12 protein-coding genes are annotated in these 12,484 nt (G+C 37.0%); all 12 read left to right on the top strand.

Features of this window, described 5'->3' with window-relative positions:
- The first annotated feature begins 29 nt into the window (after positions 1 to 29).
- The 12 genes from CU633_RS06740 to CU633_RS06690 all read left to right on the top strand — a co-directional run bounded on the left by CU633_RS06740 (position 30) and on the right by CU633_RS06690 (position 12,482).
- On the top strand, positions 30 to 2,852 hold the full coding sequence (locus CU633_RS06740; protein WP_180954901.1) for a PAS domain-containing hybrid sensor histidine kinase/response regulator: 2,823 nt from the start codon (positions 30 to 32) through the stop codon (positions 2,850 to 2,852).
- A gap of 196 nt (positions 2,853 to 3,048) precedes the next feature.
- Positions 3,049 to 3,801, top strand: coding sequence for an EAL domain-containing protein (locus CU633_RS06735; RefSeq protein WP_101658956.1), 753 nt, complete (start codon positions 3,049 to 3,051; stop codon positions 3,799 to 3,801).
- Positions 3,802 to 3,850: 49 nt separating this feature from the next.
- Positions 3,851 to 4,426, top strand: coding sequence for a GTP cyclohydrolase I FolE (folE, locus tag CU633_RS06730; RefSeq protein WP_374703350.1), 576 nt, complete (start codon positions 3,851 to 3,853; stop codon positions 4,424 to 4,426).
- Between the two features lie 15 nt (positions 4,427 to 4,441).
- Positions 4,442 to 5,260 (top strand): 6-carboxytetrahydropterin synthase, encoded by an 819-nt coding sequence (locus CU633_RS06725; RefSeq protein ID WP_101658954.1) that lies wholly within the window; start codon positions 4,442 to 4,444, stop codon positions 5,258 to 5,260.
- Positions 5,261 to 5,263: 3 nt separating this feature from the next.
- On the top strand, positions 5,264 to 5,965 hold the full coding sequence (locus tag CU633_RS22780; protein WP_180954900.1) for an SDR family oxidoreductase: 702 nt from the start codon (positions 5,264 to 5,266) through the stop codon (positions 5,963 to 5,965).
- Between the two features lie 169 nt (positions 5,966 to 6,134).
- Positions 6,135 to 6,938 carry an ATP-binding protein gene (locus CU633_RS22775; RefSeq protein WP_180954899.1) on the top strand — a complete coding sequence of 268 codons (804 nt, stop codon included), beginning with the start codon at positions 6,135 to 6,137 and terminating at the stop codon, positions 6,936 to 6,938.
- On the top strand, positions 6,925 to 7,968 hold the full coding sequence (locus tag CU633_RS06715; protein ID WP_101658953.1) for an alpha/beta hydrolase: 1,044 nt from the start codon (positions 6,925 to 6,927) through the stop codon (positions 7,966 to 7,968). The genes CU633_RS22775 and CU633_RS06715 overlap by 14 nt, the downstream gene beginning before the upstream one ends.
- A 3-nt stretch (positions 7,969 to 7,971) precedes the next feature.
- On the top strand, positions 7,972 to 8,202 hold the full coding sequence (locus CU633_RS06710) for an acyl carrier protein (protein ID WP_101577028.1): 231 nt from the start codon (positions 7,972 to 7,974) through the stop codon (positions 8,200 to 8,202).
- A gap of 3 nt (positions 8,203 to 8,205) precedes the next feature.
- Entirely contained in the window at positions 8,206 to 9,678 is a 1,473-nt protein-coding gene (locus CU633_RS06705) for a class I adenylate-forming enzyme family protein (RefSeq protein WP_101658952.1), read from the top strand.
- A 31-nt stretch (positions 9,679 to 9,709) separates the two neighbouring features.
- Positions 9,710 to 11,278 (top strand): HAMP domain-containing protein, encoded by a 1,569-nt coding sequence (locus CU633_RS06700; protein WP_101658951.1) that lies wholly within the window; start codon positions 9,710 to 9,712, stop codon positions 11,276 to 11,278.
- Positions 11,279 to 11,292: 14 nt separating this feature from the next.
- Positions 11,293 to 11,610 carry an STAS domain-containing protein gene (locus tag CU633_RS06695; protein ID WP_101658950.1) on the top strand — a complete coding sequence of 106 codons (318 nt, stop codon included), beginning with the start codon at positions 11,293 to 11,295 and terminating at the stop codon, positions 11,608 to 11,610.
- Between the two features lie 20 nt (positions 11,611 to 11,630).
- Positions 11,631 to 12,482 (top strand): PP2C family protein-serine/threonine phosphatase, encoded by an 852-nt coding sequence (locus CU633_RS06690; RefSeq protein WP_257958554.1) that lies wholly within the window; start codon positions 11,631 to 11,633, stop codon positions 12,480 to 12,482.
- Positions 12,483 to 12,484: the final 2 nt, after the last annotated feature.

The following is a 12,484-nucleotide window of genomic DNA, read 5'->3' as shown; positions in this document are numbered from 1 at the left end:
TAATCTAGTGAACGGGATGGATGATTAAATTGAACGATCAAAAAAAGACTTTATCGCTAGTATTTTTTTCTCTTTTATTTTGTGTTTCTTATTTTTTTTATAGAATTATTGTTCTAAATGATTCCGGATTAAGGAGCACTTTTACTCTCGATTTAGTAATGTTAACCATAACTATTTTTGTAATCCTTTTCATTTATCAATCATACATAAAAAAGAGCTTGCATTTTGAACGTTTCTTTGTTTCACTATTTGAACATAATCCTTCTCTTACCTTTCTTATTGACGGAAATGGGAAGATTATTTCCGTGAACTCCAAGGTAATCAATATCTTAAATTATGCTCATAAAGACTTGATTTCAAATAAGTTTTGGAATCTATTCGAAAACCCGGATGAACTACATTACATACAAGATCAATTAGATTTGGCGAAGTCGGGTAAATCGGCTAGTTTTATAGGCAAGCTTAAGAATAAAGAAGCCAATAATTGTATGAGCATGAATTTCACACTGATACCCATTAGAGAACATGGACTCTTTTTTATTGTTGGTCATGACATCTCAGAATTACAAACGTACAGGAATAGAATCGTAAAAACGCAAATTGAATTAAGAAATACGATTCGGCAGCAACAAGGAATGATGTTTAAATTTATTAAACAGGGAGACCGCTACATCCATACATTATGCGATGGTGAATTGCTTTATAGATTTGGATTAACTCCGCAAAATGTCATTGGCAAAAGCTTAGGCAACTTTTTAACTGGCAACATAGTGGATGATAAAACGAATTTTTATCATAAAGCTTGGGCTGGTGAAACCACTACATATGAAGGCAAGATAAACGGCATAAGCTATCTCGCTTCACTAAGACCAATACTCAGGGACGGTAAGGTTATCGAAGTTATTGGATCGTGTGTTGATATTAGCGATCGAAAAAACATGGAAGAAGAGCTTCGCAAAAAAACAAATTTATATCGTTCTGTATTAACTACAATGTCCGAAGGAATTTTTCTAATCGATAAATCCAGAACCATTACAAATTTAAATGAAAATGTAGAAGAGATTCTTGGAATTAAATCAGGAATTTTCAGCGAAACGACGATGAATGAGTCAGGCATCGAGTTTGTAAGGGAAGATGGGACATTATGGGACTATAAAGATTTACCGGGTATGGATACCACCGATAATGGAACGATAGTCAAAGATGCTGTGATGGGTGTAAAAGAAAATGGACACATAAAAAAATGGATTTCAGTTAATTCAAAACCACTGGCATTAAATGAAGAGTCTGCTTCCCTTGTATCATTTAGTGATATTTCCCTGCAAAAAAAACAAGAATTAGAGTTAAAAGAAATGAATACCTTTAATGAAATCCTGATGGAAAACACTAAATCGGGTATTCTCGTTATAGATGAAAATAGAAATATATTACTAATCAATAAAGCTTTAAGAGAGATTTTCGGAATTAATTGTGACGAAAAGGTTGAGGGTGTTTTTGTTGGACTATTTCATTCAGCTTTTACTGAAACTGAAAATTTCAGCAAAGAGATTGAAGAAATCGCAGCAAAGAGGGCAGCCAGTACTTTAACGGTTAGATCTAATAATGGATATATTTTTAAACTTCATTATTCCCCCTTAAATTTAAAAAACAGGGGCCAAGCCCATTTGTGGACTTTTGAGGATATAACTGAAATGAGTAAGCTTCAAGAATCTACATTGAAAGCTCAGGAAGAAGCAGTGAAGGCTAATATGGCTAAATCTGATTTTTTATCGAAAATGAGTCATGAGCTTCGTACGCCGTTGAATGGAATTCTTGGATTTGCCCAATTACTGGAACTGGAAAAAACACTGAATGACCGCCAGCAAACATTTGTAAAAAACATAATAACCAGCGGTGGACACCTATTAAATCTTATTAATGAAATATTGGACGTATCACGAATTGAAACTGGAAAGCTGCAAATTACTTCTAAAATGATTCATGCAAGTAAGTTAATAGATGAGTGTATTGGAATGATGTCCCCTTTGGCAGAAAAAAATAATATTGCAATTATAGTTGACATAGCGAATATTGCTGACCTCTATATTTACGCTGACCCCGTCCGCTTAAGACAAGTAATGTTAAACTTAATCGATAACGCCATTAAATATAATAAAGAAAACGGTCGAGTTAACATTAGCTGTGAAAAAATGAATAATGATATAACCGTTTATATTAAAGACACTGGTATAGGGTTCAGTAACGAACATGTTGACGATATTTTTGAACCTTTTTACAGAATAAAAGAAACAAATACGGAAGGAACGGGTATTGGTTTATCGTTAACCAGGCAGCTGATTCAATTAATGGGAGGCTCAATTGGCGCAAAAAGTGTAAAGGGAAAAGGCAGCACCTTTTGGTTCAGTTTACCTATCCATCATGAATTTGAATTAACAGAATATGAGGATATAGACAGTAATATATCTCCTTTTGAAATAGGTAAAAAATTTAAATCTACCATATTATATATTGAGGATAATTTGTCGAATATAGATTTGTTAAAAGAAATTATCGAAGCTCAAACGAATTACTCTGTCATTATCGCAAATAGCGGTAAGGAAGGCTTGGATATTATTAAAAATAAGAAGATTGATCTCGTCTTGCTTGATATTAACCTTCCGGATATTAATGGTTATCAAGTGTTTGACGAGCTGAAACAACATGAACACACAGATAAGATCCCGGTTATTGCCATAAGTGCCAATGCCATAAACAAGGATATACAATACACATTGGATAAAGGTTTTGCTGATTATATAACAAAACCGATCAATATTAACGAATTTTTACTGACAATTAAAAAATATGTTTAACTTCACGGGGACCTCATAGGTCTCTTTTTTGTGCGAAAATTGTCGTAAAATGTCCTTTATTTGGTCTAAATGTCGAAATTCGTTGCTTGTAATGCTTTCAAAGCTGCGCATCGTGCCTTGGATTAATTAGACTAATTTATAGGACTAAAGGTATAGTCGTATTACAGTTTTGATTAATGACAAAAAAGGAGCCTAAATGGGAAAGAATATTAATGAAATTGTTGACGTTAGCAAGCTGGAGTACGTTTATCAGCCTTTATTGAATACTGCATATTGGAATGTTTATGGGTACGAAGGCTTAGTTCGTTTTGTGGGTAATGACGATTTTAATCCGGAAGAGTTATTTCGTAAAGCCAGAGAGGAAGATTGCTTATTTGAAATGGATTGCCATGCAATTAAGAATTCGATTAGGAATTTTCCACTCTTTTATAATAAAGGAAAGTTACTTTTTATAAATGTGTTTCCTTCTACTTTACTGAATTCGAAATTTGAATATTTTATAGAAGAGTTGGTAAAAGAGCATTCTTTTATACATGGAAGAATTGTTTTCGAGATAAGTGAAACGTGGGAGGAATATTTTTCTTGGGCACATCCTGAGTTAAAAGAAAAAATAATATTCCTGAAGAATCATGGATTTTATGTGGCACTTGATGATGTAGGGAAAGGTGCTGCATCGCTCCAAAATATTATCGAATATAGACCAAATTACATCAAATTAGATAAATATTTTGCAAAAGACTTGGCTGCGTCTTCGGATAAACAGGGGCTGGTTTCGCTTCTGACAGGGTATTGCAATCAAAAAATGATCTTAATTTTGGAAGGCATTGAAACAGCAGTTGATTTAGCCCAGGCAAAACTTTTAAAAGTTCCAATCGTTCAAGGTTATTTGTTGGGAGAGCCTGAAAAAATCGATTTCAAACAGCCTGGTTTTAATTTTTTTTATGGATAAATAAAGACTTATATACATGCAGTGGAAAACTGGAGGATTTAATATGGCAATGGAATTAAAAAAAGAATTAACAACAGATTTAATGGAAGAAAACGTGAAGTCAATTTTACAGCTTATTGGTGAGGATACTTCAAGGGAAGGATTAATAGATACTCCGAAGCGTGTAGCCAAAATGTATAGGGAAGTATTTGCAGGTGTGGGAGTAAACCCTGAAACCGCATTAACCACAACTTTCGAAGAAGCGTATGATGGTATAGTCGTTGTTAAGGATATCACGTATTACACCTTTTGTGAACACCATCTTATTCCGTTCTTTGGTAAAGCACATATCGGATACATTCCCAATGGCCGGGTAGTTGGTTTAAGTAAATTTGCAAGGCTGGTTGAGCTTGTATCGCAGAGACCTCAGGTTCAAGAACGAATGACGCAGCAAATTGCTGAATCGATCATGAATGTACTAAAGCCTGAAGGAGTCATTGTAAGCGTAGAGGGGCAACACCTGTGCATGTGTGCAAGAGGAGTGAAAAAGCCTGGCGCATCGACAGTAACAACGATTAAAAAAGGTGTATTCAACGAGAATGTCTCTTTAGCTGAGGAATTTGAACGCGCTCTTCTGAGAGATTAATAGGAGGTTCCTCATATGCTCTATCTATCAAGGAAAATGTATTTTTCAGCCGCTCATTCATACCGCATCGATGATTGGACTGAAGATCAAAACAGAAAAATTTTCGGCCCCTGCAGCAATCCGAACGGACATGGCCATGACTACACGATGGAAGTAATGGTCAAAGGAGAATTAAATGATCAAGCTGGCATCGTTGTCAATATTACCGACATCGATACCGCAGTTAAATCGTTTGTTCAAACTGAATTAGACGGTAAATTCTTGAATAAAGAACACGATTATTTTAAAAAACATATCCCAACAACGGAAAATATTGCTTCGTATATCTGGGATTCTATTCATAACAAGATAGGTAACTGCAGTCTTCACAAAATCCGTTTACATGAACATGATTTTTTATATTCAGAGAAAGAGGATAACGAGATGGTCCGATTAACGAGAAAATATCATTTTTGCACAGCACATCGTTTACATAGCAATCAACTGAGCGAGGAAGAAAACCTCTTATTATTTGGAAAGTGTAATAACCCCTATGGTCATGGGCATAATTACTATTTGGAAGTGACAGTTAGCGGCATGCCTGATCCAATCACAGGAATGATCGCCAACATTGCTGATATAGATAAAACGGTAGACGAAGAAATTTTAAGCAGGTTTGACCATAAACATTTGAATCTTGATACAGAAGAATTTAAAGAATTAAATCCAACTTCAGAAAATGTTGCAGTTGTAGCATGGAATTTGCTTGCGCCTAAAATTAATAATCTCTACAAAATTGGATTATATGAAACTGAAAAAAATTACTTTGAATATTTCGGGACAGAAAAGGGATAATCGATGGCAGAAAATGATCAACTCACAGGAAAAACCATTGTTATTACGGGCTCTAGCAAAGGAATTGGGAGAACAACCGCATCATTATTAGAACAATCCGGTGCCAATCTTGTATTGGGAAGCCGCAGCAACCAACCATTCATTCGGGGAAACGTATTAGAAATTCCTTTGGATGTAAGAAGTGAACAATCGGTTCAAAGCTTTTACGAAAAAGCGGTACAACAATTTGGAAGCATCGACGTATTGATTAATAGTGCTGGTGTGGGGATGTTTGAAAGCATTATTGACTCTTCTACAGATGACTTCGAACAGATGATATCGGTTAATTTACGTGGAACCTATCTGACATGCAAGTATTTCGGAAAACATATGGCTATGCAAGGGAAAGGCCATATTTTAAATCTGATTTCGATTGCAGGCACAACAGCTTTGCCAGGATGCGGAGGATATTCGGCTTCAAAATTTGGGGTACTGGGTTTAACCCGAGTGCTGCAAGCAGAACTTCGCCGACAAGGGGTCCAGGTTACGGCTGTTCTCCCGGGCGCTGTCAGCAGTTCATTTTGGGAAACCATTGAACCAACCCCCGATGTATCGCAGATGATTCCTGTTGAAACAGTTGCGAAACACCTTCTTTATTTAATAAATCAACCATCGGGAGCGGTTGTTGATGAAATCACGATAATGCCGCCTCATGGAATTCTTTGAGGGGGAGTTGCGATTGAGGCGGCTATTCAATATTATCAAAAATTTTTCTGAAGAAGATCTGCCCGTCAAATCTCAGCCATGTGATTTTTCTTACCCCGAACTGGAATTCATGACAAAAAGGGGATTTCTTGCACGGAAAATTTGTCATTATATTGGACTAAACCCGGAAATGGGGGAAGCAGTATTTTACCGTTCCTTGGCCAGTTTTAATTTGAAATATTCCGAGAATAAAAACAACCAAACCGGATTCATCCTTGAGCTTAGCCAAAAAATGCTGAATTGGCATCAACAGCAATTAGATATTCCCCAACAAATCATCAATCTGGATATAAAGAATGATTTACAAAATGCGATGTTGAAAGCATTTGAAATTCATAAAAAAGACCTGTTTATATCTACACCACAACAGACGGATCAAGTGGTTTCTTTTCGCGAACAAGAAAATAATGAGTGGGAGGTTTATCGGGACGTTATTTATGCTGCCACACAGGGGCAGTTTTTACTTATTTCAGACGAAGAAGTAAAAAAATACACGGAAGGTAACGTACTGCTCAATGCAGAAATCAAAAACCGTGCTGATATCCCGATCTCTCGTAATCAAGCTAAAGAAACTCTCGAACGGGAAGGCTTTACTAAATCGAAGATTATGGGTTGGATATTAGTTTTATCAGAAGCTATTACAAACACGATTAAACATGCTGAAGAAGGAAAGTTGACCATAATCGAAGATGAAAAAAGCAATGAAGTGCGCTTCGTTATTGAAGATAAAGGGCCTGGTTTTTCGCTGAAAGAACTGCCTAAAAATACGCTTTTAGCAGGTTATTCAACAAAAAAATCAATGGGCCAGGGGTTTACGCTCATGATGAAAATGGCGAAACAGGTCCTTTTATTTACTTCTTCACACGGTTCCACGATTATATTAATTTTTGATTCCAGTAAGGAGAAGGCGGGGGATTTACATGGCATTGGTTAAATCAACAATCGATAAAACGCTTCTAACTGCCAATCTATTTGACGGTTTTTGGGATAGATGGATTGTGCATGGTGTAGAAAGAGAAGATATCGACACATTGCGTTCTTCCTATTTAACCAAAGATAGATGGATGGACGGATGGCGAAAACGTGCAGACCAGAAGTTTTTAGAAGCGGAAAAGCTGGAGCAAGACAATTCATTTGCTGAAGCTGAAATGAAGTTTCGGGCAGCAGGACTTTATTATCAATTAATGCAATGGCTCATTCCTGAGCGGAAGACAGAAAAAATAGGTTGGCTGAATGTTAGTTTAAGTGCTTTCGAAAAAGCGGACAAACTATCCCCTATCAAAGCAAAATATGTTCAGCTTCCGATTGGCGAACAAAATTGCTTTGGAAGAGTCCGTATCCCCAGCCAGACTAAAGGTGTTGTCATTATCATCAACCCTTTGGATTCAACGAAAGAGGAATTATTTACTTACGAGCTTGACTTCATCAGTAAAGGATATATAGTCGTCAGTTTTGATGGACCAGGACAGGGACAAACATTCACCTTTGAAGGGCTGCGGGGAACAACCAGGCGTTGGGAATCTTTTATTGATGTATTGATAGATTTTACTTCAAACACATTTCCCAACCTGCCAATCAACCTATTTGGAACAAGTTCAGGTGCAGCGTGGGCGCTATACGGAAGTTGCAATCCGAAAGTAAATAAAACAGTGGCTGTATCCCCTGCGTTTGTAGGCGGAGGAATTAAGTTGCCAGATTATTTTGTTGAGCGCAGCCGTTTTGTTTTAGAAGAGGAAAAGTCTTTACCATCTTATGAACTCTTGCCATTTCGCAATCCTGTCATGCTATTCCATGGCAAACAGGATGTCATGGTGTCGGACAGTAATATCTATCATTTATACGAGCAATTGCCACAGGGTAAATGCCTGGTTGAATACGAAGAAGAAGGGCATTGTTGCAATTATAAACTGGCTGAAATTCGTCAGAAAGCAGTGGAATGGTTTGAAAGTGACAAGGAGGTTTAATGCATGAGTTATGAAGATTTTCGTCATTTTATATCGGATGTTCTAAATCTTCCATTGGAAAAGATCGAAAAGAATTCTTCGCTCCGTGATGATTTAAATGTGGACTCATTACAATTGGTCAATCTGATCGTGGAAGTTTCCTCTAAATACGGCATTGATTACCCGCGGATACAGAGTAATGAAGATTTTAGAACAGTCGGGAATCTATATCAAATGATAATGAGGGAGATTTAATTCATGAACAATTTTTATCAATGGATATTTGAACAAAAACTGGATTTGAATAAAACGGTATTATCTACCCAGAGCGTTGATTATACATATTTGGATATCCTTAATGATGTCAATCACTATGTAGATTTGTTGAAGCCATTAGGTGAAATCAAGAATAAAAAAGTAGCTGTCATTGTACCAAAAGTAGATAGTTTCATATCGATAGTCCTTGCGATTAGTAAATTAGGAGGTATCACCATTCCGTTAAGTCCCCTGCTAAGAAAAGATGACTTACTTGCGGTGTTGGAATTTTCAGATCCGCACATCGTTTTTGCAATGAAAAATCACCAGGGCTTTCATTTAGCAGCAGCTGTAAATTCGTGGGCTGATTCAAGTGGTAAAGAAACGCACATTTTTGAATCTGCTGACAATCTTTCCTGGGAAATAAACACGATTTTTGGAGAAACACGCCCCTTGGAAAATGAGGGTATTCAAATTATTGGATGCACTTCTGGAAGTACAGGTACACCAAAGGGGATTGTATGTGACATTAATCTTGTCAGAACCGCAGATCTGTCGTACCGTTTCGTAAATGAAATTTCCGAAGAAGATGATGTGTTTATCATGGCTCCTGCGTCTGGATTATTTGGACTTTGCTGGTTGTTGTCAAGCCTGCATTCCCAATATCACATCGTCATGACAGAGTCTTTTAGTTTTCCAGACATTATAAAGTTGTTTGAAGAAAAACCGTGTCAAAAATTAATTACCACTCCTTCTTTATTTAGAGCACTGGACTTATTCTGTAAAAGTTCCGGAAGTTCAGCATTAGAGCCACTGGAGTTGATCACCCTGGCCGGTGAAGCGATTTCAGATGATTTTATTGCTTCCGTTTCAAACACAAGAAGCTTGATGAGAGGATTTTATGGCTTTTCAGAATTAGGCTGCATCATGTATACGGAAAAAGATATACGGGAGGGTCTAAATTGGTCTCTCGTTCCTAATGTTGAGTATAAAGCGATGGCACAATCGAATGACGGGATCGGAGAACTTCTTTTTAAAAATGGAAATGAGTTCTTGGGTTATTATAAACGCCCCGACCTGACAGCAGAAGTTTACTCAGACAATTGGTTTTACTCAGGAGATTTAGCAAAGGTAACAGTTGATGGAAAAATCGAAATTATCGGCCGAAAGAAAGACATGATTAAAAAAGGCGGGCAACAAGTTATACCGGGTGAGATTGAAAGGTTTCTAAGCAGTCATCCAAGTGTACAAAAATCCGTTGTTGTCGGAGTACCCCATTCTGTATACGGGGAGCAAATAGTAGCTTACATTGTCAAAGATCAGGATGATATCGATGTCAAGGAACTAATCAATTATTGCCATGCAAATATTGCAAGATATAAGGTGCCTGACCAAATTAGGTTTATAGACGAAATTCCGATCGTTCAGGGGAAGACCGATAAAGTATCACTTCGTAAATTAGCTTTAACAAAATAAAATATTGATGATAAAGAGGAGTTCCTTGCTAATGAAACAAACGTCACTACGCAAACAACTGTTAACCCGGATTTTATCCGTCCTTCTCTTGATTACCGTCCTATCTGGTGGAATACAGTTATACTTTATGGATAAACAAATTGATTATGAAATAGACACCCAATCATCATTGATAGCTGACAGTATAAACCAGGGAATAGAAGAAACAGATTTAGCAGCGAAAAGTATTGAACACCAAATTGATCTAAAAATGTTTGGCTATGCCAAACATATTGGTGATCTGTTGGGTAAGGAAAAGGCTGAAGATATTACAACAGAAGAACTTATTCAAATAAAAGAAAAGTTGAACCTCTCGGGATTAACTATTTTTTCAAGAGCGGACAATGATATAGTCGCTGTAAAAGCGACAGACCAAAAAGAAATAGGCTTTAGTACAAAGAATTTTGGTGAAATCGTCTATCAAGCATCGGACGATATGTTGAACGGTAAAGAGCCGGCCGTGCCTGGTGGCTATACGGAGAAAGGTTTGCTGGTTCTGCCTATCATGATGTCCGGGACTTATGAAGGCCAGCCTTTATTTTTCAAGTATGCTTACTACCATCCTGAAGGAACGGATTATTTTGTAAACCCCTATATTGAAGCGAATGAAGTATATCAATTCACGCAAGACGTAGGACCCAATTCCTGGATTGAAACAATGGTAAAAGAGAATCCATTCATTCAGGAAATCGCCGTTTTGGACCCTAAAGTGTTTGAAAACCCGGAATTGGCGGAACAATATTGGCCGCCAATGAAAAAAGTGGTTCATGGTGATTTTAAGTTTGAAACAAAGAAAGATATTCAATTGCTTAAGAATTTAGCAAATTATCCAGAAAAACGCAGTTATGTTCAAAGCATTAAGGGTGAAAAAGTTTTAAAACTTTTTATACCGATAAAAAATAATCAAGTAATCTATATCGCCCTCGATTATGCAGAAATGACGGATCCTCTCTACCGTCACTCGATCATTCTGTTTGTTACAGGGTTAGTATCGTTGCTCGGTCTTTTCTTATTATCGTTTGGATTCTTCAATCGTATCTATGAAAATATTCAAAAAATTATTCAGCAAATTAAGCTGCTGGAAGCGGGAGATTTAACAGCAAAAAGTCAAGTAAATGACAGAAGTGAATTGGAGCAGCTATCTCATAGTACGAATCGAATGGCGGAAAGACTGAATAAACTCATCAAAGATACTCAAGAGCAAGCAACCAAAACGCAGCGTCTTTCTATCCTGCTGGAAGCTGAAGCATCTCAATCCATTGAAAAAATGTATGGATTGTCAACGGAAGCAACAATGAAATCAAGGGATCAATTGTATGAAATTACATCATTTATGGATGAAATTGTACAGATACTTGATTCATATAAAGATAATCCGAAAGTGAAATATATCCTTGATCGATTAGACACGATGAGAGAAGTAGCGAATGACCGTACCGCTGCGACAACAGACGTCACGATTACTCTTTCCGACTTACTGCAATCTCTGCACGGACAATCAAGTGAGCTATCTGATATCTCCAATAAATTACTTGATTATATGGCAAAATTCAAACTGTAAGAGGGGGCAATTTGATGTCTTTAAGTGTTCAAAAGGAAATTCAAGACTCAAAAGTGATCCTAAAAATTAAAGGCGTGCTGGATATAACAACAACCAGTATTATTAATCCTTATTTAGAGGATCTTGGAGATATAGAAGCACTGGTTTTGGATCTTAGTCAATTAGAATTTATCGATTCAACAGGTATTGGCTCAATTATGAGTGCGATCTATTTATCAGATGAAAAAAAATTCAAATTAGTACTTCAAGGTATGGATGAATTGACAAATGAAGTTTTTGAGACGGTTGGACTCTACAAGATTTTAGAAGTCTATCAAGGGGAGGTCGTTTAATGTTTTTGGATCACCTGTCGATGACTCATCAACCATCATCAGCGGGAAATAAACCGGGCAATGATAACTTTTCTATGGATAAAGCGTTACAAAGAGAGATCAATCTGGCACGGAATATACAAGCTAAATTGTTAAATGGTCCCACACCTGAAGTAAGTGGGGGAGAGATCAAAGGATCCACCCTTCCTGCCCGACTAATCGGTGGAGATTATTATGACTTTTACCCATTGGTGAATGGAAAGATTCGGATTGTGATCGGAGATGTGATGGGAAAAGGAATCCCTGCCGCGATGCTCATGATATTGACTCGGGGAGCTTTTCGCAGTGCATCAGAGAGTACAAAAGGTCCGGGAGAAACCCTGACTGCTATGAATACAGCTCTTTGTAATGATCTGCGTTCACTAAGGTCGTTTGTCACATTATTTTGTGCAGATTGGGACCCCTGCACAAAAACACTTACTTACGCAAGTGCCGGGCATAGCATGCCGCTTCATATCAAAGGAACAGAAAAAGTAATCGAAGAATTACCTAAAGTATCTGGAATTATGGTCGGCGGACTCCCGAACCATATTTATTTAGAAAAATCAATCCAGTTAAAAAACAATGATACTGTTTTCTTTTATACGGATGGTATTGTTGAAGCGACTGATACGAATAATGAACAATACAAAAAAGAACGTCTAATGGAAACTTTGTTAAAGAATATAGACAAAGGGGTTGTGGAACTTGAAATGTCCATTATGGAATCACTGCAGGAGTTTACTCAAGGAACCCCGCAAAAAGATGATATAACAATGGTTTCTTTAAGAATTCAAGAGGAAAAAAGTGATATTTCAAGCTTTAATTCTCCTGTTATTAATACAGAGGAGTAGAT

This window comes from Bacillus sp. V3-13 (assembly GCF_002860165.1).
GTDB lineage: Bacteria > Bacillota > Bacilli > Bacillales > Cytobacillaceae > Bacillus_BJ.
Note: the sequence above shows the minus strand (reverse complement) of the source record. Positions and strands in the feature narration are given on the sequence as shown.